Source organism: Alienimonas chondri, from assembly GCF_013036045.1.
Lineage (GTDB): Bacteria > Planctomycetota > Planctomycetia > Planctomycetales > Planctomycetaceae > Alienimonas > Alienimonas chondri.
In genome coordinates, this window is record NZ_WTPX01000020.1 from 1 (window position 1) to 23732 (window position 23732).

20 protein-coding genes are annotated in these 23732 nt (G+C 66.9%); 10 read left to right on the forward strand and 10 right to left on the reverse strand.

Annotated features, from left to right (window positions below):
- Positions 1–174: 174 nt before the first annotated feature.
- Positions 175–1878 carry a sulfatase family protein gene (locus LzC2_RS04855; RefSeq protein ID WP_315854534.1) on the reverse strand — a complete coding sequence of 568 codons (1704 nt, stop codon included), beginning with the start codon at positions 1876–1878 and terminating at the stop codon, positions 175–177.
- Between the two features lie 397 nt (positions 1879–2275).
- Positions 2276–2803, reverse strand: coding sequence for a nucleotidyltransferase (locus LzC2_RS04860; protein WP_171184350.1), 528 nt, complete (start codon positions 2801–2803; stop codon positions 2276–2278).
- A 162-nt stretch (positions 2804–2965) separates the two neighbouring features.
- On the opposite strand from LzC2_RS04860, the gene LzC2_RS04865 reads away from it, so the two are divergent.
- Genes LzC2_RS04865 through LzC2_RS04875 form a run of 3 tightly spaced genes read left to right on the forward strand, consistent with a single transcriptional unit; the run spans position 2966 to position 5955 of the window.
- A complete protein-coding gene (locus tag LzC2_RS04865; protein WP_171184351.1) occupies positions 2966–3727 on the forward strand; it encodes a (Fe-S)-binding protein in 762 nt (253 codons plus the stop codon).
- 58 nt (positions 3728–3785) lie between these two features.
- On the forward strand, positions 3786–5249 hold the full coding sequence (locus tag LzC2_RS04870; RefSeq protein ID WP_171184353.1) for a lactate utilization protein B: 1464 nt from the start codon (positions 3786–3788) through the stop codon (positions 5247–5249).
- Positions 5250–5301: 52 nt separating this feature from the next.
- Complete coding sequence (locus tag LzC2_RS04875) at positions 5302–5955, forward strand: LutC/YkgG family protein (RefSeq protein WP_171184355.1); 654 nt, start codon at positions 5302–5304, stop codon at positions 5953–5955.
- Between the two features lie 31 nt (positions 5956–5986).
- On the opposite strand, the gene LzC2_RS04880 is transcribed toward LzC2_RS04875, so the two are convergent.
- Positions 5987–6580 (reverse strand): potassium channel family protein, encoded by a 594-nt coding sequence (locus LzC2_RS04880; RefSeq protein ID WP_171184358.1) that lies wholly within the window; start codon positions 6578–6580, stop codon positions 5987–5989.
- A gap of 276 nt (positions 6581–6856) precedes the next feature.
- On the opposite strand from LzC2_RS04880, the gene glgA reads away from it, so the two are divergent.
- The 3 genes from glgA (at position 6857) to galT (ending at position 11837) form a co-directional block, all read left to right on the forward strand.
- A complete protein-coding gene (glgA, locus tag LzC2_RS04885; protein ID WP_171184360.1) occupies positions 6857–8374 on the forward strand; it encodes a glycogen synthase GlgA in 1518 nt (505 codons plus the stop codon).
- 75 nt (positions 8375–8449) lie between these two features.
- Positions 8450–10675, forward strand: a complete 2226-nt coding sequence (locus LzC2_RS04890; protein WP_171184362.1) for a glycoside hydrolase family 57 protein — start codon at positions 8450–8452, stop codon at positions 10673–10675.
- 103 nt (positions 10676–10778) lie between these two features.
- Positions 10779–11837, forward strand: a complete 1059-nt coding sequence (gene galT / locus LzC2_RS04895; RefSeq protein WP_171184364.1) for a galactose-1-phosphate uridylyltransferase — start codon at positions 10779–10781, stop codon at positions 11835–11837.
- Positions 11838–11973: 136 nt separating this feature from the next.
- Here the strand turns inward: galT and LzC2_RS04900 are convergent, their stop codons facing one another.
- Entirely contained in the window at positions 11974–12369 is a 396-nt protein-coding gene (locus LzC2_RS04900) for a hypothetical protein (protein ID WP_171184367.1), read from the reverse strand.
- A gap of 427 nt (positions 12370–12796) precedes the next feature.
- On the opposite strand from LzC2_RS04900, the gene LzC2_RS04905 reads away from it, so the two are divergent.
- Positions 12797–13630 carry a hypothetical protein gene (locus LzC2_RS04905; RefSeq protein ID WP_171184369.1) on the forward strand — a complete coding sequence of 278 codons (834 nt, stop codon included), beginning with the start codon at positions 12797–12799 and terminating at the stop codon, positions 13628–13630.
- Positions 13631–13690: 60 nt separating this feature from the next.
- On the opposite strand, the gene LzC2_RS04910 is transcribed toward LzC2_RS04905, so the two are convergent.
- From LzC2_RS04910 to LzC2_RS04930, 5 genes are all read right to left on the reverse strand, one after another.
- Complete coding sequence (locus LzC2_RS04910; RefSeq protein WP_171184371.1) at positions 13691–14206, reverse strand: hypothetical protein; 516 nt, start codon at positions 14204–14206, stop codon at positions 13691–13693.
- Between the two features lie 98 nt (positions 14207–14304).
- Positions 14305–15534, reverse strand: a complete 1230-nt coding sequence (locus tag LzC2_RS04915; RefSeq protein ID WP_171184373.1) for a M20 metallopeptidase family protein — start codon at positions 15532–15534, stop codon at positions 14305–14307.
- An 82-nt stretch (positions 15535–15616) separates the two neighbouring features.
- Positions 15617–16603 carry an ABC transporter permease gene (locus tag LzC2_RS04920; protein ID WP_171184375.1) on the reverse strand — a complete coding sequence of 329 codons (987 nt, stop codon included), beginning with the start codon at positions 16601–16603 and terminating at the stop codon, positions 15617–15619.
- Entirely contained in the window at positions 16600–18138 is a 1539-nt protein-coding gene (locus LzC2_RS04925; protein WP_171184377.1) for a sugar ABC transporter ATP-binding protein, read from the reverse strand. Before LzC2_RS04925 ends, LzC2_RS04920 begins: the two co-directional genes overlap by 4 nt.
- Before the next feature lie 5 nt (positions 18139–18143).
- On the reverse strand, positions 18144–19205 hold the full coding sequence (locus LzC2_RS04930; protein WP_171184379.1) for a substrate-binding domain-containing protein: 1062 nt from the start codon (positions 19203–19205) through the stop codon (positions 18144–18146).
- Positions 19206–19363: 158 nt separating this feature from the next.
- Here LzC2_RS04930 and LzC2_RS04935 point away from each other — a divergent pair, with 158 nt between their 5' ends.
- Entirely contained in the window at positions 19364–20746 is a 1383-nt protein-coding gene (locus LzC2_RS04935; protein ID WP_171184381.1) for an MFS transporter, read from the forward strand.
- Between the two features lie 31 nt (positions 20747–20777).
- Here the strand turns inward: LzC2_RS04935 and LzC2_RS04940 are convergent, their stop codons facing one another.
- Entirely contained in the window at positions 20778–22829 is a 2052-nt protein-coding gene (locus LzC2_RS04940; RefSeq protein WP_171184383.1) for an NAD(+) synthase, read from the reverse strand.
- Between the two features lie 97 nt (positions 22830–22926).
- On the opposite strand from LzC2_RS04940, the gene LzC2_RS04945 reads away from it, so the two are divergent.
- Both LzC2_RS04945 and LzC2_RS04950 read left to right on the forward strand, forming a co-directional pair.
- Entirely contained in the window at positions 22927–23238 is a 312-nt protein-coding gene (locus LzC2_RS04945; RefSeq protein ID WP_171184385.1) for a hypothetical protein, read from the forward strand.
- A gap of 63 nt (positions 23239–23301) precedes the next feature.
- Positions 23302–23670, forward strand: a complete 369-nt coding sequence (locus LzC2_RS04950; protein WP_171184387.1) for a hypothetical protein — start codon at positions 23302–23304, stop codon at positions 23668–23670.
- The last annotated feature ends 62 nt before the right edge of the window (positions 23671–23732 follow it).

Below are 23732 nucleotides of genomic sequence, written 5' to 3' on the forward strand. Positions count from 1 at the left end.
TGCCTAGAGTGGTCGTCAGACCTCCTCGCAGACCCCCGCCGCCCCCGGTCGTAACGGACCGGGGGCGGCGGGGGTCTGCGAGGAGGTCTGACGACCACTCTAGGCAATCGCGGTCGGCTTGTCCGGGGGAACCCTGATTCCGTCCAAGGGGAACGACTGCTGGTCACGTCGCGATCAGCCGCCGGCCCGCTTCACGCCCCCGTCTTTCTGGCGCTCGTAGCCCTGCCGGGTGGCGTACGGCGGGTTGTCGAAGGTGTCGCCTTCACCGGTCACCCGCGGGTCGCCGGTTTCTTCGAGGTGCCGCATCAGCCGAGCGGACAGTCGCTCTTTCGCCTCCGCGTGCGCCGGGTCGTCGGCGAGGTTCGTCATCTGATGCGGGTCGGCCTTCACGTCGTAAAGCTCTTCGCCGGGACGCTTGAGGAAGCCGAGGTCGAACGCCCGTTTCGTGACTTCGTCGTCGTCTCGGTGTTCGATCATCCAGCGCTTCGTCGGACTGGCGTCGACGTCCGCGAAGGCGGCGCGGGTGTTGCCGCCGAGGGCGTTCGCGTTCGGCATCTCGCCCGGTTCGCCGTACCCGGGGGCGGTGCCCTGCGGCCAGCGCTCCGGGTCGAAGTTGCGGATGTAGAGATAGTCGTCGGTGCGGATCGCCCGCTGGGGGTAGGGCAGATAGTCGGTGCGGGCCGCGGCGACGTGCCGTTCCCGCCCGAAGTACGCGGCGTCCCGCTCCTCATCCACGCGACCGGCTTCGTCCGTAACGAGCACGGAGGCCAGGCTGCGGGCGGACATCCCGTCCGGCGGCTCGACCCCGGCGATCTCCAAGAAGGTCGGGGCGAGGTCCGGCAGGATGACGAAGTCCGTGACGACGCGGCCGTTCCCGTCGGCGCCCGCGGAGACGCCCGGCCCGGCGATGGCCAGCGGGACGGCGACGCCGAAGTCGTACAGGTTCGTTTTGCCTCGCGGAAAGCCGGGGGCGCCGTGGTCCCCGCTGACGGCGATGATCGTGCTGCTCAGTTCGCCGCGGTCGTCCAATTCCTGCAGCAGCACGCCGAGAGCGGCGTCGAAGGCCATCACCTCGCCGAGGTAATCCGCGAAGTCCTCCCGGATCTCCGGCACGTCCGGCAGGAAGGGCGGCAGCTTGCCTTTGAGGCTGTCCGGGTCGATGTCCCAGATTTTCTTGCCGCTGCCCTGAACCCAGGTGCGGTGCACGTTGGTCGGTCCGAACCAGTAATGCCAGGGCTTGCCGGACTCGTCGGCGTCCTTCAGGAACATGGTGAAGTTGTCACGGACTTCCTTGAGGAGCTTGCCGCCGGCGTCGGCGGGATCGTCCGCCTTGGAGACGACGCGGGAGAACCCGTTGAACTTCCCGCCGGCCTTTTCGTAGCCGGTGCGTTTCCCGCCGAAGGGGGCGTCGTTGGGCGTGCCGGGACTCCACACTTTGTACGTCTGACCGAGGTGATAGCCGTCCGCCTCAAGGGCTTCGGGGTAACTCGTGATCGAGCCGTCCCAGATCGCTCCGTTCAGAATCGCGCCCATCCCGGTCGTGTAGAACGGCCGGCCGGTCAGCAGGGAGCTGCGGCACGGCGTGCAACTGGGGGCGTTGACGTAGGCGTGCGTGAACAGCACGCCGGCCTTCGCGATGCGATCGAAGTTCGGCGTTTCAAACCCCGCGGCCTTGCACAGATCGTTGCGGGCGTCGCCGTCGAGGGCGGCATAGGCGCTGGCGTACCGGCCCCAGTCGTCCGCGAAGGCGAACAGGATGTTGGGCCGCTCCGCGGACTCAGCGGCGGTCGTTGCAGCGGCGACTTTCTCGGCCCCGTCCGGCTGTGCAAACAGCGAACCGGGGGCGAGCAGCAGAACAGCGAAGGCGACGGTACGCACGGCGAATCTCTCCGGGGACGAGGCGATCTGATTGTGCTGCCCCGCCCGCGACGCCGCTACCGAGCGTCGTTCAGGTCACTCCGCCGCCGCTTGTTTCCCCGCCGTCGGTCTTCCGCGAGCAGTGCTTGATATGCCGCCCGACGTTCTGCCTCCGTACGATCCGGGTCGAGGTGCGGGGGCGGGGGCAGGACCCACGCCGGTCGCGGGCGTCGCTTCAAAGTTGGGTGAGGACGGCCGGACTCCGGCGGGCTGGGGAGCCGCTGCGAGAGTTCCGGACGGAGTCGCCGAAACAACTCCATCAGCCGAGCCGTTGACCGAATCGGGTCCGCCACTGGCGGAAGTGCGGTCGCCTCGGCGTCGGAGCGAGGGCGCCGTAGCGGCTGGGAAGGGCGTTCGGTCATGCATCCGTCCCGTCGCGTGACGAGGATGAATAAGGCTCCGCGTCCGCCGTCGCTTCCAGCGCGGCGATGTCGGCGAGATCCTGAGGCCGACCGGCCGCTCGCTTCATGGCGATCAGGTCGTCGCGGGCGATCAGGCGGACGACGCCCGCTTCCTCCTGCCGTCGCCCGGCGTTCGAGACGATGGCCCGGTAGTCGTCGGAGTCTCTGAACATGAGATCAATGATGAGATAATCACGCCCCAACGTTTTCATGAACCGGCGGAGCGTCACGCCGCTTTGCGAGAACGTCCAGGGCTGGGCGCTCTCGAAGTATCCGACGGACTCGATCACTTCGGCGGCGGCCTCGACGGATTCCGGCAAGGTCAGCAAGTCGATGTCTTCGGTCGCCCGGGGTCGGGCCAGCAACGACACCGCCAGTCCGCCGACGACGCAGTAAGGTACGCTCGCCGCCTCCAGCGCGTGAACGACCGCGAAGAACTCGTTGTAGATGTCGAGGGGAGGGGAATCTCCGTTCGGTAATGTCACGGGGAATGCTCCGGGAGGGGGCCGGCACGGATCAGTCGACGGCCAGCCTATCTTGACCGCGGGAAGCCGCGTCGACTCGGCGGACTGCAACTGCGGGGCGGCGATCGTATGATCTCGAGTCGATCCGAGTATCCTTCCTTCCTCTTGCGAGACCGGCCCCCCGTGCGCGTCGGCCTGTTCATTCCCTGCTATGTCGATCAATTCTACCCCCGCGTGGGCGCCGCGGCGGTGCGCGTGCTGCGGCGCTTCGGCGGGCCGGACCTGACCTTGGAGTACCCTGAGGGTCAGGTCTGCTGCGGTCAGCCGATGGCCAACGCCGGTCTGCCCCACGAATCGAAACCGCTCGCGGAGACCAATCTGCGAACCTTCGCGGAGTTCGACGCCGTGGTCTGTCCCAGCGGCTCGTGCACCTCGATGGTGCGGAATCACTACGGGCCGTTCCTCGAAGGTCAGCCCGGGTTCGAGGAACTCAAGGCGAAGACGTATGAGTTCTGCGAGTTCCTCACGGACGTGCTGAAGGTCGGCAGCCCGAGCGGCCGGTTTCCCCACAAAGTCGGCCTGCACCCCGGCTGTCACGGTTTGCGGGAACTGCGGCTGGGCAGCGGCAGCGAACGAAACGTCGAACCCTTCGACAAGGTGAAGTCCCTGCTGACTGGATTGGAGGGCCTCACGTTCAGCGAACCGGCTCGCCCCGACGAGTGCTGCGGGTTCGGCGGCACCTTCGCGGTCAACGAAGAGGCGGTCAGCGTGATGATGGGGCAGGACAAGATCGCCGACCACAAACAGGCCGGCACGGAAGCGCTGGTCAGCCCGGACATGAGTTGCCTGATGCACCTGGAGGGGGTCCTCCGCCGCGGCGGCGACAAACAGACCCGCGTGCTGCACGTCGCCGAAGTGCTGGAGGAAGCGACGCGGGAGACGTGACGATCTCCTGTTTCGCACGGTTCTAGAGTTCACTGATTCGCCTTCGCCGCCCGCCCTGATGAAAACCGCCGAGCACCCCGATCGCGCCCGCGCCTTCGTCGCCGACGACGCCCGCGCCCACTGGCACGACGAATCCCTGTGGTTCGTCCGCACCAAGCGCGACAAACAGGCGCACTCCGTCCCCGAGTGGGAACGCCTGCGGGAGCTGGGTAGTCAGATCAAACGGCACGCGATCTCCCGCTGGCCGGACTATCTGGAGGAGTTCGAGAAGAACGCGACCGCTCTCGGGGCGAAGGTCCATTGGGCCGCGAATGCGGAGGAGCACAACCGCATCGTCCTCGGCATTCTTCAGGAGGCCGGCGTCGAAAAGGTGACGAAATCGAAATCGATGCTGACGGAGGAGGTGCACCTCAACCCGCATCTGATTCGGAACGGCATCGAAGTCACCGATACCGACCTCGGCGAGCGAATCGTCCAGCTGCGGGAGGAAACGCCCAGTCACATCGTGCTGCCGGCGATTCACCTGAAGCGGGAAGACGTCTCGGAGACGTTCAATCAACACCTCGGCACCGAGGCCGGCAACGCCGATCCGGCGTACCTCACGGAAGCCGCCCGCCAGCACCTGCGGGAAAAATTTTTAGGGGCCGAGGCGAGCATCACCGGGGTGAACTTTCTCGTCGCGGAGACCGGCGGCTTCGTCGTCTGCACGAACGAGGGCAACGCGGACCTCGGCACGAGCCTGCCCCGCTTGCACATCGCCTGCACGGGAATCGAGAAGCTGGTCCCCCGGGCGGCGGATCTCGCGGTGTATCTGCGTCTGCTGGGACGCAGCGCCACCGGTCAACCGATTACCACCTATACGAGTCACTTTCACGGCCCGCGGCCGGGCGGGGAACTGCATATCGTGCTGGTCGACAACGGCCGCAGCGATCTCGCGGACGACCCGCAGTTCCGGGACATTCTCAACTGCATCCGCTGCGGGGCGTGTATTAATACGTGTCCCGTCTACCGGCGCAGCGGCGGGCACAGTTACGCCGCCACCGTGCCCGGCCCGGTCGGCAGCGTGTTGAACCCGTTGCACGCCCTGACCCCGATGATCGCGGGAGAGGACGCCCGCGAGGGCGAACGCGGCGACGCCCACGGCTCGCTGCCCTTCGCGTGCAGCCTGTGCGGCAGCTGCACGGACGTCTGCCCGGTCAAGATTCCGTTGCACCATCAACTGCTGGCGTTGCGGAAGACGGTCGGCGACCGCGGATTGCTGCCGTGGGGAAAACGAATTCAGATGAAGGCCGCCAGCACGCTGCTCAATTCGCCCAAGCTGTTCGGCGCCGTGGGCAAAATCGCCCGCAAAGCTCTCCCCGTGCTGCCGAAGATGGCGGTTTATAATCGCCTCAACGCTTGGGGCAACGGCCGCGATCTTCCCCCGGCGCCGCCCAAAAGCTTTAAGCAGATGTGGCGTGACGAATTGAAGGCGGAATCGGCGCAGCCTTCGTCAAACGGGGCGGGCGACGCTCCACGCTGACGGCGCTTCGCGGGCCCGTCGCTTCGTTTTCCTCGCAAACGTTTTACGCTCCATGAACTCCCCCGCCGCTGAGCCGTCCGTGTCCGCCACGCGAACCGCCCTCTTTAAAAAGCTCCGCGGGCGACTGCTCGAAGCGGTCGAACTGCCGGACCTCAACGCCGAGCAATGGATTCGCTATGACGACCCGCTGGCCCAGTTCGAAGAGGTTTTGGGGGCCGTCGGCGGAACGCCGGTGCGGGTCGCGGATCTCGCCGCGGCGAATGCTCATCTGAAGCAGTTGCCGGTGTGGGCCGAGGCAAAGCAAACCGTGTCGCTGGTCGACGGCTTGGGCGAGACGACCGAGGGGCTGAGCGCCGTGCCGGACGTCCACGAACTGGCCGGCGTGGACGTGGCGGTGTTTGACGGGCTGTTCGGCGTCGCGGAGAACGGGGCGGTCTGGCTCGACTTCTCCCACTCCGATCACCGCGGCCTGTGCGTGATCGCCCAGCATCTCGTGCTGGCCGTTCCGGCAAGCGAGATCGAGCATACGATGCACGAAGCCTACGCCCGCCTCGCGGACGCCGACGGTTCTCATCGCCAGAAGTTCGGTCGCGGCGGCTTCGGAATGTTCGTCTCCGGTCCCAGTAAAACGGCGGATATCGAACAGTCCCTCGTGATCGGCGCTCACGGAGCTCGGTCGCTGACCTGCTACCTGTTGGACGGGTGAACGCGCTCGCCAATTCCTGCGAGCCAGATGATCAGCGGTCCTCGCCGTCCGGTTGGTCGATCAAGCCGTCGCCGAGGCTGCTGTCGGATTCGTCGACCGTGGTCTTCGCCCACTTCTGCACGAAGTCGGCCACCGTGGACGCCAGGATGCCCAGCACGAGATAGCCGACGAACGTTTCCAGGCAGGCCATAAACCGCATCACCCCCCGCGGCTGTAAGTCTCCGTAGCCCAACGTGGTAAACGTCACGACGGAGTAATACAGCGCTCCCCCGAACGTCGTGACCTTCCCCTCCGGCGAGACGGTCGTGTCCGCGATGAAGCTGCTGATGTCCGTCGCCTCGCTCGTTCCATAGGTCTTATAGATCACCGCGAACGCGCAGAGCAGCAGGGCGAGGTTCGCCGCCGCCATCGCCGCCTCCGCCCAGAAGCGTCCCAGGCCGGCGTAGAGGTTTCGCAGTCGGGAGAGCAGCAGGTAGAGAAACGTCCCGCTGAACAGCACGCCGAGGCCGCAGGTGACGACATCTCGCGGCATCCCCGCGGGGATCACGGAGATCAGCCCCATCCAGACGCCTCCGAACAGCAGGAAACTGGCGAACAGGCCGAACGCGGAGGCGAACTTATACATGACTGCGAAGCGGGAGGGAGATCGTCGAATGCGGGACGCGGGAGCGCACCACGTTGATCGTCGGTGCGGCTGAACGACACCGGGACGGCCCCCGGAGCGCTCGGGGGAGAACGCCCGGCGCCGCACTTGGAAAGATCAAGGAATTACGATGTCGGCGGTCGTCGGAATGAGCGGGCGATTCGCTGACAAGCCGTGCCGTTTGGGCTAGGATTGAGGGTTCCTCGCGGTCCGCCTCCGTCGGGGAGCGCCGCCCCCTTTGCCCCGAAGCCCCGTCCGATGCGCCTCCTCCTGATCAGTAGCGAGGCCGTTCCGTACAGCAAGACCGGCGGGCTGGCGGACGTCTCGACGGCGCTGGCCAAAGCGCTGGCCTCCGCGGGGCACGACGTCTCCCTGATCCTGCCGCATCACGTCGAGGTGCAGGAGAAGAACAAACGCCCGCCGCTCAGCTTGGACGGCCCTGCGTTTCCCGTCCGCATGGGCGATCGCACGGTGCAGGCCCGCAGCGGATGGGACGTGCTGAAAGCGCCCGGTCCCGCGGGCGAACCCCGTGAGGTGCGGGTCTTGTTCGTCGATCAGGCCGATTACTTCGACCGGCCCGGCCTCTACGGCGACCCCGTCGGCGACTACGAGGACAACGCGGAACGATTTATCTTCTTCAGCCGGGCGGCTCTCGAACTGGCCCGCCTGCTCGCGTTGCGGCCGCACTGCATCCACGCCAACGATTGGCAGACGGGCCTCGTCCCGGCGATGTTGGAGGACGACTACCGCGGCACGCCCGGCTTTGAATCGACCGGCAGCGTCTTCACCATTCATAACCTCGCCTTTCAGGGCAGCTTCCCGCATTGGGATATGCGTCGGACGGGGTTGGATTGGGACCGGTTCCACTACACGCAGTTGGAACATCACGGCCGGCTCAATTTATTGAAGGCGGGCATCGCGGCGGCGGATAAGGTCACCACTGTCTCGCCGACGTACGCGAACGAGATCCGCACCGAAGCGCTGGGTTACGGACTCGAAGGCGCCCTCATCGCCCGCGGCAGCGACCTCTCCGGCGTGCTGAACGGCGTGGACCCCGCCGAGTGGAGTCCTGAAAACGACCCCTATCTCGCCGCGAACTACACCGCGGAGAACGTCGCGGAAGGGAAGGCCGCCTGCAAAGCGGCGCTGCGTCAGGAATTAAAACTGAAGACGCCCGCCGCCGGCGAGCCGGACCCGCCGCTGTTCGGGATGATCTCCCGGATGACCGATCAAAAAGGCTTCGATCTGATCGCCGGCTGCGCCGAGGAGCTGATCGCGACCGGCGCCCAGTTCGCGTTCCTCGGCACCGGCGACCCGCGCTACGAAGGGTTCGTCCGGCACCTGTCGAACGAGTACAGCGGACAGGTGGCCGGCGTGGTCGGGTTCGACAACGGCCTGGCGCATCGGATCGAAGCGGGCTGCGACGCCTATCTGATGCCCAGCCTGTACGAACCTTGCGGGCTGAACCAGATGTATTCGCTCGCCTACGGCACGGTCCCGGTCGTTCATGCGGTCGGCGGCCTGGCCGACACCGTCGTCGATGCGACGCCCGACAACCTCGCGAACGGTTCGGCGAACGGCTTCGTCTTCACGCAACCGACGCCGCCCGACCTGTGGGAAGCGGTCAGCCGGGCGGCGGAGTGTTATCGCGACGCCCCCGCCGACTGGGCGAAACTCGTTCAGAACGGCATGGCGGCCGACCATAGCTGGGACGCCTCCGCCGCCGAATACCTTCAGCTTTATCAGGCCGCAGCCGCCCGCCACGACGGCGCCTGATCGATTTCATGCCGCGAACGCCCCGCGGGGCGTTCGCCGTTCCCATCTCCCATCGCTCTTCGACCCTCGCTCACGATGACGGCTCCCGCGCACCTGGCGTTCGTCTGGCACCAGCACCAACCCTATTACCCGGACGACGTCGCCCGCGAGAACCTCATGCCCTGGGTGCGGTTGCACAGCACCAAGGATTATCTGGGGATGGCTCTGCACATTAAAGAAGTGCCGGAGTTCCGCTGCGCGATCAACCTCGTGCCGAGTCTGCTGGTGCAGATCAACCAGTACGTCGAGGGGCGCAGCGACCGCCATCTGGACGTCTCGAAGCTGCCCGCCGACGGGTTGGCGGCGAATGACGCGGCCTATCTGATGGATAACTTCTTCATGGCGAACGCGGAGACGATGGTTCGTCCCCACGCCCGCTATCGGGAGCTGCATGAACTGCGCGGGTTCGGCTCCAGCAGCGCCGAGGAAGCCGCCCGCCGGTTCACCGAACGCGACGTGCGGGATCTCCAGATCTGGAGCAACCTCACCTGGGTGCACGAACTCGTCTTTGAGCGGGACGACGACCTGCGGGAGTTCCGGGAGAAGGGCCGCCACTGGACCGAGTCCGAAAAGGAGTGGTTCTTCGAGCGTCAACGGGAACTCGTCGCGGAAGTGATTCCGCTGCATAAAGAGTTGTCCGACGGCGGACAGGTGGACCTCACCACCACGCCGATGTACCACCCGATCCTGCCGTTGCTATGGAATAAAGAGAGCGCCCACGAGGCGATGCCCGGCTGCCCGCTGCCGCAATATACGGAGCGGTATGAAGAAGACGCCCGGGAGCAGATCCTCCGCGGCGTCGCCTATCACAAGGAGCAATTCGGCAGCGCTCCCGCCGGCATGTGGCCCAGCGAGGGCAGCGTCTCGCAGGCGATCCTCGCGGAGATCGCCGCCACCGGCGTGCCCTGGATCGCCACGGACGAGGAGATCCTCGCCCACAGCACCGGCGGACTCGTCAGCCGGGACGGCCGCGGACATCTCAAGAACCCGGACAAGTTGTTCCGCCCCTGGGACTTGAATGCGACGCTTCCCAACGGCGACCCGCTGCGGGGCGTCTTCCGGGATCACGCGATGAGCGACGGCGTCGGCTTCAACTATCAACGGATGGATCCGCACGCCGCCGCCCACGATCTGCTGGGCAAGGTGGACGGCATCCGCCAGGCGGTCGAAGCCGCCAACGGCGGCCGGCCGGCGTTGGTGCCGGTGGTGCTCGACGGAGAGAACTGCTGGGAGTACTACCCGGACGGCGGCGTCGGCTTCCTGCGGACGTTGTATCGGGAGTGCGTCAACCACCCGAACATCCAGCCGGTGCGGATCTCCGACCACATCAAAGAGCACCCGCCGACCGACCGGGTCGATCGCCTGTTCGCCGGATCGTGGATCAACCACGATTTCTATATTTGGATCGGTCACAAGGAGGACCGCGACGGCTGGGACCGCCTGCACGAAACCCGCGAGTATCTCAAGACGGAGGAGGCGAACGGCGCCGACCCCGACAAGGTCGAGCAGGCGTGGGAAGAGCTCTATATCGCGGAAGGATCCGACTGGTTCTGGTGGTACGGCGACGACCGCAGCAGCGGACAGGACGACCTGTTCGACGACCTGTTCCGCCGTCACCTGCGGAACGTTTATAAGCTGCTGGGCGGCGAGGCGCCCCCGAACCTCGACGTGCCCATCACGAACGCGGAGCCGAAGCAGACGCATACGCTGCCCACCGGCTTCGTGTGCGCCCATCCGAACGGGCGTCGGACCTATTTTGAATGGGTCAGTGCCGGCCGGTACGCCCCCGGCAACGATCGCGGCACGATGGCGATCGTCACCGAGGGACTGCTGAAAGAGGTGATGTTCGGTTTCGACCTCACCCCCGGCGCCTTGGAGCAGGGGGACGGCAACTTCTGTCTGCGAGTCGATACGAACGACCGAGCCGCCGACGCCCTCGCGGGACTCGATGAGCTTCGCATTCGCTTCCAGCAGCCGGACGAGACGGAGATCCGCGTCACGGGCCTCGCCGACGGCGAACCGATCACCGAAGTGATTCGCGACGGCAAGACGTTGAAGTCCGCGGAGCCGCAAGCGGGGCTGGGCGAGATCTTCGAACTGGTCGTGCCGCTGTCGGACCTCGGCGTGGAGCCCGGCGAGCCGGTGCACTTCGCCGTCGAAGCCGTCCGCGGAGACGCCAGCGAGGACCGCGCCCCCCGCGAGGGCAGCATCCGCCTCGATTGTCCCACCGCCGACTTTGAACGCGAACGCTGGCAGGCGTGACGTAGGGTCCGCTGTGCGGACCGTGTGCGCCGGCCTGTATGGCCGGCTTCGCCCCAACCCGACATCAACATCGACGGTCCACATAGCGGACCCTACAAACAGCATGAGCGATCTCCGTAAAGACCCCGTTACCGGCCGCTGGGTCATTATCGCCCCGGACCGGGCCAAGCGGCCGGTGCACCACGAGCCGGTGTTCCGCGTCGCCACGGACCGCTTGGACCCGTTCGCCGAGGGGAACGAAGGCCTGACGCCGCCGGAGATCCTCGCCGTCCGCCCGCCCGGCAGCACGCCGAACGGGCCGGGTTGGAAGGTGCGCGTGGTGCCCAATAAGTTCCCCGCGCTGCGGACCGACGAGGAACTCAAGAAGCGGGGCGTCGGCCTGTACGACACCATGACCGGCGTCGGCGCCCATGAAGTCGTCATCGAGTGCCCGCACTACGAGGAAAGTCTCGCCCGGCTCCCCGAGGACAACGTACGCGCCGTGCTGGGCGCGTATAAAGATCGTCTGCTCGACCTGAAACGCGACGTGCGACTGGTGCACGCGTTGATCTTTAAGAACAAAGGCGCGCTCGCCGGCGCGAGCCTGGAACACGCCCATAGCCAACTGATCGTCACCAGCGTGGTGCCGATCAGCGTTTGGGAGGAGATGACCGGGGCGTTGGAGTTCTACAACTACCGCGGCCGGTGCGTGTATCAGGATTTGCTCGATCAGGAGCTGGAATCACGTGAGCGGGTCGTGTTGGAGACCGCGGACTACGCGGCGGTCTGCCCGTTCGCGTCGCGGTTTCCGTTTGAGACCTGGATCATCCCCAAGCACCAATCCAGCCACTACGAGACGAGTTCGAACGAACAGATCGCCGCGCTGGCCAAGGTGTTGAAGACGACGCTGGCGAAGCTCGAACTGGCGCTGGACGATCCGCCGTATAACTACGTGCTGCATACCGCTCCGTTCGATACCCCCGAACTGCCGCATTATCGCTGGCATTTGGAAGTGTTCCCCCGATTGACGCGGGTCGCGGGCTTTGAATGGGGCAGCGGGTTCTATATCAACCCGGTTCCCCCGGAAGAGGCCGCGGAGTTCCTGCGCAGCGTGGACGTGCCGATCAACTACGGACAGGACGCCGACGACGGCGAGTCCGTGCAGGTGCGGAAGGCGGGGTGACGGGCGGTCCCGCCGGCGTTCGCCGCGCTTGGCCCCCGCACGCCAGAAGCCGCGACGTCCCGGGGACGCCGCGGCTTCTCTGTCGCTCGAACGAACGTCGTTCAGTGGTAGTCGTTCAATGGTAAGCGACTCTCGTTTAGTGGTGGTCGTGGTGGCCGCCCAAGCCGCCGTGACCGCCGAAGTGTCCCGGGCCGTAGTAATCAAAATGACCCGACCGGTGGAGCACCGGACGCCCGTTGATGACGTCGATGTGGGAGGTGTCGTGGTACACGCTGGTCCCGCCGAATCCGCCGTAGTAGCCGCGATTCAACCCGCCGCTGTAGTAGCCGCGGTTGAATCCGCTGCCGTAGTAGCCGCGGTTGAAGCTGTTGCCGTAGTAGCCGCGGTTGAAGTTGCTGCCGTAGTAGCTGCCGCCGTACGCCGGGCGACCGATCTGCAGGCTGAACCCGCCGGCTTCGGCGGTGTTGGTGGAGCCGAAGGCGAAGCAGCCGGCCAGCATGGCCGCGGCGGCGGAGGTTTTGATGATGCTCATCGGAGGGATCCTGTGGGAGGGTCTGGAGAGGTGCGGGAGGGCCGTGAGAGCGACCGGCGACTCGACCCTCGGTCGTCGTCGGCGATTGTCAGAAATGCATCTGCCGTGCCGCAGCCGTCAAAATCCTTCGCGCGGCTAGGAAATAGGCCTACAGCCTATCTTTCCCGAAAATCGAATCGGCAGCGGGCGTCTCTTCTTCGCACCAAGTGTCGTCAATGTGGGTGCGCTTTTGCCGGGTGCGTGCCATGGAGAGCGACGCGGCCCGTCGGAGATAAGGGGAAGGAACGATCTCCCCACCCTCCCGGTGAAACGGCGCCCGTGTCGCTCCGGCACGCGAACGCCGGCTGAGGTCGGTCGCGGGGGGCGGGGCCTCCGGTTAGCGTTTTCTCGTCCCCATTCCCGCTCGATTCCCAACCGAGACCGGACCGTGAACGCCGCCGCTCTTCTCATCCCGCTGCTCGTCGGCACGCCGCAGGAGGCGGACGATCCACTCGCGAAGGTGACGGCAACGCTGGAGCAGGCCCGAGACGCCTACGCGGAGGCCGTCGACGCGGCCCGCGACGACGTGATCGAGGATCTGAAACGGGCGTTGGACGATGCGAAGCGGAAAGGGGCGCTCGGATCCGTCGAGGATCTCCTGGATCAGCGCCGCGCGTTTCTCAACGAGGGGACGCTGCCGAAGTCGGTGAACACGCGAGCCTACGAGCGCGTTCTCAGTATCGAGCTGGTCAAACTGGAGCGGGCCTACGAAGCGGCCGTGCGAGACGCCGTGCGGCTCGACCGGATCGGGGATGCGAAGCGGTTGAGGGATGAACGGGACGCCGTGCGGGCGAAGCCGTCGATCGCGGGGCGGGCGATGGCGGCGGATTACGTCGTCACACAGGGGGCGAAGGCGTCGCTTCCTCTGGAATGCGGGACGAAGTTTCTCTGGGACCGGCACTACGTGCTATACGACGTCCCGGACACCCTCCCGGTCCGGCGATTCGCCCCGATGTCCGAGGGGAATCGGGGTTCGGTCGTCATCCAGGTCCGGCGGCCGGGTCGAGTCTACGTCGCCATGGCGGAGTTCAATCCGATGAACAAATTTCCGCAGTCGACGAAGGAGTTCGAGGCCGAGGGCTGGACGAAGACGAAGGTGTCCTTCATGCATTCCGCTCCGTCAGAGAAAGCGAAGCTCGCGGTCTTTTACAAGACGTTCCCCGCCGGCAAGCACGAGATCAAACGCGTGAACTACACCGGCCCCACCGTGCTGCTGCCGTGACTTGGAGCGGGTTCGGTCATCGGACTTCGCCGCGGTTCGGCGAATCGGACGGTCACGTCGTCACCAATCGAAATCAAGAACCTGTCGGCACTGCTCCGTCACGGCCCCGGACATCCACATTTCGTCGCCGAATCGTTCCGTACCGAGATTCGCTATCAGTCCTCCGCAGGAACTGATCTCCACATGGACGGCGCCGGACTCGGCGCGAACGTTGAAGGTGTATTTCGGAGGGCAGGGCATCACCAAACAATCGCAAACCAAACTCGGACAAGGCTCCGCGAGCAGGCCGGCGAGGACTTGTCGTGAGACATCGGGGGCAAGGGGGCGTTCGTCCCAGTCCGGTCCCCAGCACACCGTTCCGCTGACTGAGATGTCGTCATCGCCGCCGATCTCCTCGATCAAGTCGCGGAACGTCGGGCGGTCCGGGGCGATTCTGCTGCGACAGTTGTTCCCCTCAAACGATTCCGGGGCGATCACCGACTGCCGGGCGGAAGACGCAGGGAGCGTCGTCGGATCGGCTGTCACGAGCGCGAAGGCGACGAGGCTCGCGAGCACAGTTGAGAGAATCCACTTCATTGAACGCTCGGGATCGACTTCGGTCGTCGGGGATCGTCCTACTGATCGATGAGAACGGTCAAGACGGGATTTCCTCCCGGCGTTTTATGAGACCTCCGTCACGCCCTCGTCGCCAGCCGGACCGCGGCGCCGAGCAGCACCTTCGTACCGATCGCCAGGCAGCGTTCGTCGATGGAGAATTTCGGGTTGTGCAGCGGGTAGTCCGGGCCGTCGATCGGGGCGCAACCGAGGCGGAACATCGCCCCGGGGGCGTAGTCCAGATAGCCGCTGAAGTCCTCCCCTCCCAAGCTCGGCCGATCGAGGCGGGTGATCGCCTCCTCGCCCAGGAGGTCCGCCGCGGCGGCGGCGAGGGCCGCGGTGCAGCCGGGATCGTTCGTCACGCCGGCCAACGCCGCGACGAATTTCGGTTCGATACTCACCGCCCGGGCGGCGCCCACGCCGGCGCAGGCCTCCGTGACGGTGCGGAGGATCGTATCCCGCACCGCGGGGTCGAAGGTGCGGAGGGTGCCGCGGAGTTCGGCGCTGTCCGGGATGACGTTCGGCGCGGCTCCCGTGTTCAGCATCCCGAACGTCAGCACGGCCGCTTGCTGCGCGTCGTATCGACGGGGAACGAGGCTGTAGAGCGTGTTCACCAGCGAGCACGCCGCCGCGAGCGGGTCGCGGCTTTCGTGCGGTCGGGCGGCGTGGCCGCCGCGCCCCTTGACGTTGACGTGCAGTTCGTCGCAGAACGCCGTCAACGGGCCGTCCTTCACCCCCACCTCGCCGGCGGGGAAGTGCGGATCGACGTGCGCGGCGAGCACATGCGACACCCCCTTCATCGCCCCGCGTTTGCAGAGCCAGTGCGCCCCCTTGCCGTTCTCCTCGGCGGGTTGGAACAGGAACCGGAGCCCGATCGGCGGGCCGTCCCAGTCGGCGGCGACTTCGCCCGCGGCGAGGGCGGCGAAGAGCGCGAGGCTGGTGTGGGCGTCGTGCCCGCAGGCGTGCATCAACCCGGGGCGATCGCTGGCGTAGGGCACGTCGGCTTCTTCGCAGACCCGCAGGGCGTCCATATCCCCGCGGATCGCCACCCGCAGGGCATCGGGCGGAAGTTCGCCGAGGTCGACGTCGCAGATCGCCCCCGGCACGTCGCCGAAGGTGCGGGGGGAGTGGCCGGCTTCGGTCAGCGTGTCCGCGACGAACGCCGTCGTGCCCCATTCCTCGCCGCTGGGTTCGGGCGATTGGTGCAGATGTCGACGCGCTTCGATCTGCCGTTCGGCGAGAGCCTCCACCCGCGACCAGAGTACCGCGGCGAGGTGGGGGACATTGTGGGCGAGGTCGGGGTATTGCATCGCTGGAGTCTACAGGCGTCGAACGGTCCGTCGGGACCGGGAGTCCCCCAGCCCCGGTCTCCGGTGCTCGCTTCTTGGGCTCTCACCCGCCGGACCGGGCCCGGGCGCGGTCGGCGGCGACGGCGGCGACGATGATCGCTCCCAGCGCGATCTGTTGGACCGGGTTGCTCCAGCCGAGTTGAAAGCCGCCGCTTTCGATCGCCGCGACGATCGCCACGCCGGTGAGGGTGCCGAAGACTCCGCCGCGGCCGCCGCTCAGCGAACCGCCGCCGATCACGACCGCGGCGATCACCTGCAGTTCCATCCCCAGCCCGCTGGTGGGGCTACCGGCGTTCAATTGGGAGAACTGCATGACGCCCGCGGCCCCCGTCAGCAGACCGCCGAGGGCGTAGACGAGCACCTTCGTTCGCCCGACCGAGACGCCGCACAGCCGAGCGGTTTTCTCGTTCGACCCGATCGCGAACAGGTGCCGGCCGAAGACCGTCAGCCGCAGGACGACCGCCACCGCGATCGCCAGCCCCAGCAAGACCCACGCCCCGCCGGGCAGGCCGAGGACCAGCGAGTCGTTCTGAATGGAGGTCAGCCGGCCGAGCCAACTGGGGATGGCATCGCGACCCGGGCGGACGGTGGTTTCCTCTGCGACGATCTTCGCCGCCCCCTCGAACGCTCCCAAGGTGCCCAGCGTGACGACGAACGGCACCACGCCCAGCGACGCGATCAGCACGCCGTTCAACGCCCCGCAAGCCGCACCGCAGGCGACCGCCAGCAACATGGCCGTCCCCGCGGAGCATCCCGCTTTCAGCGAGGCGGCGAGCACCACCGCGCACAACGCCAGCATCGTGCCGGCGGACAGGTCGATCCCGCCGGCGGCGATGATTACGGTCATGCCCAAGGCCGCCACCGCGACCGGCAGGACGTCCTGCACCATGACACGGAGATTGCGGACGGTGAGGAAGGTCGATTCGCCGTCCTGCTGCCAGTCGAAGAACGCGAACCCCGCGATGATCCCGATGAGGGCCAGCGCCGGCCCGGCGGTCGTGAGGGCGGAACGAAACGAAGCCCACTTCATGAGGTCTCTCCCGCAGTCTTCTGAGCGGTTTGCTCGGGTGAAACGTCGCCGGCCCCGATCGCCGTCGCCATCGCGGTCTCCGCGGTCCATTGATCGGCGTCGCGGACCGCGACGAGTTCGCCGCGGCTCATCACCGCGACGCGGTCGCACACGGCCAGCAGTTCCGGCAGATAGCTGCTGACGAACAGGACGGCTTTGCCCTCCGCGGCGGCTTCCCCCATCAATCGGTACAGGTCGCTTTTGGCGCCGACGTCGATGCCGCGGGTCGGTTCATCGAGCAGCCAGACATCGTTTTGCTGATGCAGCACACGCGAAACGGCGACCTTTTGCTGGTTGCCGCCGCTCAGTTCGCCGACCGTCTGCCGCGGGCCGCGGGCCTTCACGCCCAGCCGTCGGATCAGCCCCTCGGCGGCGGCGTTCGGGGCGGCCGGATTGAGGAAGCCGCCCCGCGACAGCGGGGAGAGCCGGCCGAGCGTCGCGTTCTCCGCGATCGTGCGGTTCAGCATCAATCCCTCGCCGGCCCGGTCCTCCGAGACGAAGCCGATCCCGCTCCGCACCCGTCCCCGCGGCCCGGCTCCGGGGGGGGAGGCGTTTACCCGCACCGTTCCGGAGCGAACCGCGTCCAAGCCGTAAATCGCCCGCACCAGTTCCGTGCGACCCGCTCCGATCAAGCCGCTGACGCCGAGGATCTCACCTCGTCGCACCTCCAGCGAGGCGCCGCGCGGCGTGCCGTCGGCGCCGGTGAGGGCGTCGATCGTCAGCAGCGGTTCGCCGGGCGTGTGCGGCACCTGGGGGAACAATTCGTCCACCTCGCGGCCGACCATCAGCGAAACCAACTGCGGTTCCGTCACGTCTTTCAATTCGCCCGAACCGACCGCCCGGCCGTCGCGGAGCACGGCGTAGTCGTCGCAGATCGCTCGGACTTCTTCCAGAAAATGGCTGATATAAATGACGGCGGCGCCCTCCGCGGTCAGCGTGCGAATGACGGCAAACAGCGCCTCCGCTTCCTTGCGGGGCAGGGAGGAAGTGGGTTCGTCGAACACCACGACCCGGGCCTCGTCCAGCACGGCCCGAGCGATCTCGACCACCTGCCGCGTGCCGACCGGCAGTCGGCCGACCGGCGTCCGCACGTCGAGCGATCCGTGCCCCAGCTTCTCCAGCGCCGCCCGACAACGGCGGCGTTGTTCGGTCCGACTGAGCAGCCCGAAGGTCGACCGCTCGCGGCCGAGCATCAGGTTGTCCTCGACGGAGAGGTCCGGGGCGAGATTCAATTCCTGATAGATCATCGCCACCCCCGCCGCCCGCGCGGCGGTCGGCCCGTTCGGAGCGTAGGGCGAATCGGCGAAGGTCATTGTCCCCGCATCCGGCCGTACGGCGCCGGCGAGAACCTTCATCAGCGTGCTTTTCCCAGCGCCGTTCTCCCCGATCAGCGCCAGCACGCGCCCCGGCTTCGCCGCCACGTCCACGCCGTCCAACGCCACGGTGGGGCCGTAGCGTTTGGAGACGCCGTGCATGGTCAGTAGCGGGGCCGGCATCGCGCTCACTCCGCGACCGGCGGGTCCAGCAGCGCGGCGATCGCCGGATCGTCGAGATTTTCCGGGGTCGCGACGGAGACGCCGGTGTCGATGCGGGCGTCCACCTCCTCGCCGTCGATGTGGGCGACGAGCGTGCGGACGGCCCGGTCGCCCATCCCGACCGGGTCCTGCACGACGATGCCGTCCACACTGCCGTCCCGCAGGCCGGCGACCAACGTTTCGTTCGGATCAAAGCCGACGAACGACACCGTGTCCGTCAGCGACAGTTCCTTGAGCGCCCGATGCACGCCGTCGGCGTTCGGCTCGCAGACCGCAAAGATTCCGGCGGGGCGACCTTTAAACTCGCCCTCGAAGCGTTGCAGAACCTGCGTCGCGGCGCCGAGGGACGACTCCGGCGTCGTGCCGGCGTACTGATCGGCGGAGAGGATCTCGACGTCCGGGTGATTCTCGTTCAGTTCGGCGAGGAAACCTTCTTCGCGTTGCTCCGTCGATTCGCTGCCGGCTTTATATCGCAGCAGGATGACGGCCGACTTGCCCTCGCCGGAGGAGGCCTCCATGGCCTCGACGAGCCGCGTTGCCGCCTGGCGACCGCCGACGAAGTTGTCGGTGGCGACGAAGGAGACCGTCTCCGCTCCCTGATCCGCGGCGTCGGTGGCGAGGGCGGAGTCGAAGATCACGACCGGCACGCCCTCGCCCGCGGCGCCGGCGACAGCGTCCACCAGCCCGCCGCTGTCGTTCGGCGCCAGCACGATGCCGTCCACGCCGCGGGTGAGGAAGTTCTGCACCACCCGAATCTGCCCGGCGGTGTCGCTCTCCTCCTGCGAGCCCTTCCATTCGATCTCGATCTTGCGTTCCGGCGTGGAGAGATCCTCCGCCGCTCGCTGGGCGCCGGCGTGAACGCTCTTCCAGAACTCATGCGTCGTGCCCTTGGGAATGACGGCGATCTTGAGGGTCTCAGCGGCCGCCGGACCGTCGGAGGTGTCGGCGTCGTTCGAGGAGCAGCCCACGGCGAGACCGAGCAGCAGCGCGGCGATCGGCAGGACGGCGAGGCGGGGGAGGCGAGTCATGAGCAGAGATTCGTGGCGAGTGCGACGGGGCCAGTCTCCGAAGCGGACGGCGGCCTCGGCAAGCGAGTCCGCGGCGGTTCGCTCCGCAAGCGGTTCGTCCGCGAACCGGCGGCCTCTTTCGGGTACCGTCCGCCGCGCCGACCTGCCGAACGCCCCGCATGAACTCATCCGAATCGCCCGCCGCTTCGCTCACGCGGGATCGTTCATTCTGGGGGATGCTGGTCACCCAGTTTCTGGGCGCCTTCAACGACAATCTGTTCAAGCAACTCGTGCTGCTGGTCTGTTTGGACTACGCGCTGCGGACGGGCGACGACCGTCAGTTCATGGCCCAGGCGATGTTCGCGGTGCCGTTCATGTTGCTGTCCGGTTTCGCCGGGTGGCTGTCCGATCGACTGTCCAAACGATGGCTGATCGTCCTCTGTAAAGTCGCTGAGATCGTCGTGATGCTGTTGGGCGCCGCGGCGTTCTGGATCGGCGGCGATGACCTATCGGCCCTGCTGTTACTGCTGTTCGGAGTCCTGGCGCTGATGAGCGCCCAGAGCGCGTTTTTCGGTCCGCCGAAGTACGGCATCCTGCCGGAGTTGTTCGCCGATCGTGACCTGCCCAAGGCGAACGGGCTGATCCAGATGACCACCTTCCTGGCGATCATTTTCGGGACGGCCTCGGCGGGGTTTTTGAAGGATCAGTTGGCCGGTCGGCTCTGGATCATCAGCGCCGGCTGCGTCGTGATTGCGGTGATCGGAACGACGACCTCGTTGTTAATTCGTCGGACGCCCGTTGCGGAGCCGGACGCTCGATTCACCCCGTCCGCCCTCTTCGTGCATCACAGCCTGTGGGAGACGCTGCGGCGGGATCGCCTGCTGTTGCAGGTGCTGATGGTGAGTTCGCTGTTCTGGCTGGTCGGCGGATTGGTGCCGTTGGCTGTCAATGCCTTCGGGAAAGTGCAACTGGGATTCAGCGATACGGGCACCAGCGTGCTGCTCTCCTGCACCGGGTTCGGCATCGCCGCCGGTTGCGTCCTGGCCGGCAAGCTCTCGGGGGAGCGGGTGCGTTACGGGCTGGTGTCCATCGGGACGTGGGGCATCGTCGCCAGCTTCGCCGTGTTGGTGGCGGTCGGATGGTTCCACCCGCCAGTGGAGGCAATGGGGGCGGCGGACGGCGCGGACGGGGCCGCCGCGGGGGCCGGCTTCGGCGAGGCGCCGGTTGAGATCGACTTCTATCGAACGGCCGTCTGGTGGCTCGCGGCGGCCCCGATGACCACGCTGGGCGTGTTCAGCGGGCTGTTTGCGGTCCCGTTGCAGGTGGCCCTGCAGACCCGTCCGCCGCGCGATCTCAAAGGGCGCATGATCGGGGCGATGAACCTTTTCAACTGGATCGGGATCGTCTTGTCGTCGGTCGTATACTTCGGACTGACGGCGACCGTGGCCGCCGGCGGTCATTATCACTGGGCGTTCGCCGTCGCCGGGGCGCTGCTGATCCCCGTCGGATTGTTCTTTCGCCCGTCGCCCGAAACGCAACGGCCGGCGTCCGTGAATCCGTAAGCACGACCCGTCAACGCGAGGCGTCCGCCGTTCAAATCTCCTCCAGCCACGCCGACGCTTCCGCGTCGCTGGGCATCCGCCAGTCGCCGCGGGGGGAGAGGCTGACCGTGCCGACCTTCGGGCCGTCGGGCACGCAGCTGCGTTTGAATTGGTTCTGGAAGAAGCGCTTGTAGAAGGTCCGCAACGTCTCCCGAATGACGGCCGGTTCGTAGCTGCCGCGGAACTCCGCCCGGGAGGCCATGTCGAGGATCTTCGCCGGGCCGAAGCCGTTGCGGACGACGTGATAGAGGAAGAAATCGTGCAGTTCGTAGGGACCGAGCGCGTCCTCGGTGCTTTGTGCGATCGCGTCGCCGGTCTCCGCGTCGGAGCGGGCAGGCAGCAGTTCCGGGCTGATGACGGTGTCCGCGATGCTGTGCAGCGTCTCGCGGGCCGGGCCGTCGAATTCTGTATCGGCGGCGTGCCGCACGAGGAACGCCACCAGCGTTTTCGGAATCGAGCAATTCACGTTGTACATGCTCATGTGGTCGGCGTTATAGGTGCACCAGCCGAGGGCGAGTTCGCTCATGTCGCCGGTGCCCAGCACGAACCCGCGGCTCATCAAGAGAAAGGTGCGGATGCGGGCCTGCACGTTTTCAAACGTGAGGTCGCCGGCACCGGGGTCGATCTCCGTCAGCTTCGCTTCGAACTCCTCCATGTCGAGGGTCGCCGGGTCGATGCCGAACGGTTTATGCCCGATGCCGCGGAAGGCGTCGAGACATAATTGTCGAATATCGATCGTGTCCGCGGTCACGCCGAGTTGTTCCATCAAGGCGTCGGCATTGGTGCGGGTGCGGTCGGTCGTGCCGAACCCGGGCATCGTCAAGCCGTGAATGCGCTCGCGGCTTTGGCCCAAGCCATCCAGCGTTTTGCAGGCGACCAGCAGGGACAACGTGCTGTCGAGGCCGCCGGAGACGCCGATTTGCAGCGGCGTCGTTTCGCCCAGTCGAGACAGGCGCTTCGCCAGACCGCAGCATTGAATACTGAAGATCTCGCGGCAGCGTGCGGCCAGTTCCGGGCCGCTGCGGGGGACGAACGGCGTGCCGTTCACGACCTCCTTTGGAGCGGCGGCGGGGGAGATCGGCGCCTCGACGGTGCGGTTCTCAAAGGAGCCGACGCGGCGGTCCGCCTGGAAACTGGTCATCACTCGGCGGTCGTGCAGCAACTTCGGGAGATCCACTTCGGCCGAAACGCCGACCGCTCCCCGCCAGCCCGTGCGGTTCTCGTGATCGCCGAGCATGTAAGAGTCGCCGCGGGCCAGCAGGCCGCCGTTGGAGGCGATCAGGCACTCCCCGCCGAGCACCAGGTCGGTCGTGCTCTCCGTCGGCCCGGCGCCGGCGTAAACATAGGCCGCGACGCAGCGGGCGCTCTGGCCGGTGACCAACTGACGTCGATATTCGCCCTTGCCGACGGTCTCGTTCGAGCCGGAGAGGTTCAATAAGACCGTCGCCCCGGCGAGCGCCTGAAACGCGGACGGGGGGCAGGGCACCCAAAGGTCTTCGCAGATCTCCACGCCGATGACGGCCCCGGGGACCGGCTCGCCGTCGCGAACGCACTGAAAGAGCAGATCGATGCCGAACGGTACGTCCTCGCCGCCCAGCCGCACCGTGGGCGGTTCGCTGCCGTCGGCGCCGGTGAATCGCCTCGGTTCATAGAACTCGCGGTAGCCGGGCAGGTGCTGCTTCGGCACGACGCCCAGCACCCGCCCGCCGCCGAGGACCGCGGCGCAATTATAGAGACTGTTCCCGACGGCCAGCGGCAGCCCAACGGCGACCAACTGGTCCGGGGTCAACGTCTCCGCCGCAACTCTCAACAGCCCTTCGATCGCCGCGTCCAGCAGCGGGCGTTGGGTGAATAGGTCTTCGCAGGTGTAGCCGGTCAGAGCCAGTTCCGGCAGCACGACGACGTGCGCCTCACCCAGCGGTTCGAGCGTCTTGAGGATCTCCGCGGCGTTGGCGACCGGATCGGCGACGTGCACGACCGGCGCGGCGGCGGCGAGACGCAGGACTCCGAACGACGGAGCGCCGTGGGGCAGATCGGCGGGCATGAGCAATTGGTCTTTCGCGTTCCGGGCGGGGCGCAGATGATACGGGGGCTGCGCTCGAATTCGCGGGCGCTTCGCCCCTCTCACGGAAGAGATGCTGATGTCCGTCCTTTGCGCGGCCCTGCTCGTCGTCGCCTCGCCCGCCGCTCCGGTGGATGAGGACGCGGCGTTGATCGTCACGATTCCCTACCCCGTGACGGATCTGACGAACGGCGACGCGGAATCGCTCGGCTCGCTGGCCGACGATGTCGTCGCCGCACTCGATCGCGACGCTTGGGCGACGTTCGGCGGACGTGGCCGCATCAGTCTATCCCATGGACCCGACGCTCTGGTCGTGCGGCAAACGGCAGAGCATCAGCGTGAGATCTCCGCCTTCCTCACGAAGCGCCGGCGGGCTCTGGAGGCGGATTGAAGGCCATGCCGCGCGCGATCTGGGTAGGCTGAGCTGTCCCCGGTCGCTCACCCCCGTGGTTCCATGATCTTCGTCACCCTGCAGTCCGGCCCGCTGGTGTGGGCGATCATCAGCGTGGGGAACGTCGCCCTGATTTGGGGGATCTGGAACTTCGCGGTAGGACGGAACCGCACGACGCTCACGCTGCAGTTATGTCTCGCGGTCGTGCCTGCGGCGTTGGGGGCGCTCGGGGCGTTGCTGGGGTACCTCGACTGGATGGCGATCGCCGCCTCCACGGCGCCGCCGAAGCCCTCCGAGTTCGCCGCGAAGATCTCCGCCGGCCTGCTGAGCGGCCTGTGGGGTGGCGGGCTGACGGTCCTCGCCGCGGCGCCCGGGATCGCGGCGTTGTCGCGGCATGCGGCGCGATGGTCGGAGCCGCCGCCCTCGACCTGATTCGCATTGATCGCGTGGCGACGCGCTTGGCAAACCGGGCGCGGATAGACACGCTCCGCCGT

What these genes read in the sequence shown, in the direction of transcription:
- LzC2_RS04930 (WP_171184379.1), bottom strand. Translation starts at nt 19,205, where the DNA reads ATGACTCGCCTCCCCCGCCTCGCCGTCCTGCCGATCGCCGCGCTGCTG.
- LzC2_RS04910 (WP_171184371.1), bottom strand. Translation starts at nt 14,206, where the DNA reads ATGAAGTGGATTCTCTCAACTGTGCTCGCGAGCCTCGTCGCCTTCGCG.
- LzC2_RS04920 (WP_171184375.1), bottom strand. Translation starts at nt 16,603, where the DNA reads ATGAAGTGGGCTTCGTTTCGTTCCGCCCTCACGACCGCCGGGCCGGCG.
- galT (WP_171184364.1), top strand. Translation starts at nt 10,779, where the DNA reads ATGAGCGATCTCCGTAAAGACCCCGTTACCGGCCGCTGGGTCATTATC.
- LzC2_RS04950 (WP_171184387.1), top strand. Translation starts at nt 23,302, where the DNA reads ATGATCTTCGTCACCCTGCAGTCCGGCCCGCTGGTGTGGGCGATCATC.
- LzC2_RS04925 (WP_171184377.1), bottom strand. Translation starts at nt 18,138, where the DNA reads ATGCCGGCCCCGCTACTGACCATGCACGGCGTCTCCAAACGCTACGGC.
- glgA (WP_171184360.1), top strand. Translation starts at nt 6,857, where the DNA reads ATGCGCCTCCTCCTGATCAGTAGCGAGGCCGTTCCGTACAGCAAGACC.
- LzC2_RS04940 (WP_171184383.1), bottom strand. Translation starts at nt 22,829, where the DNA reads ATGCCCGCCGATCTGCCCCACGGCGCTCCGTCGTTCGGAGTCCTGCGT.
- LzC2_RS04875 (WP_171184355.1), top strand. Translation starts at nt 5,302, where the DNA reads ATGAACTCCCCCGCCGCTGAGCCGTCCGTGTCCGCCACGCGAACCGCC.
- LzC2_RS04935 (WP_171184381.1), top strand. Translation starts at nt 19,364, where the DNA reads ATGAACTCATCCGAATCGCCCGCCGCTTCGCTCACGCGGGATCGTTCA.
- LzC2_RS04900 (WP_171184367.1), bottom strand. Translation starts at nt 12,369, where the DNA reads ATGAGCATCATCAAAACCTCCGCCGCCGCGGCCATGCTGGCCGGCTGC.
- LzC2_RS04880 (WP_171184358.1), bottom strand. Translation starts at nt 6,580, where the DNA reads ATGTATAAGTTCGCCTCCGCGTTCGGCCTGTTCGCCAGTTTCCTGCTG.
- LzC2_RS04915 (WP_171184373.1), bottom strand. Translation starts at nt 15,534, where the DNA reads ATGCAATACCCCGACCTCGCCCACAATGTCCCCCACCTCGCCGCGGTA.
- LzC2_RS04945 (WP_171184385.1), top strand. Translation starts at nt 22,927, where the DNA reads ATGTCCGTCCTTTGCGCGGCCCTGCTCGTCGTCGCCTCGCCCGCCGCT.
- LzC2_RS04870 (WP_171184353.1), top strand. Translation starts at nt 3,786, where the DNA reads ATGAAAACCGCCGAGCACCCCGATCGCGCCCGCGCCTTCGTCGCCGAC.
- LzC2_RS04890 (WP_171184362.1), top strand. Translation starts at nt 8,450, where the DNA reads ATGACGGCTCCCGCGCACCTGGCGTTCGTCTGGCACCAGCACCAACCC.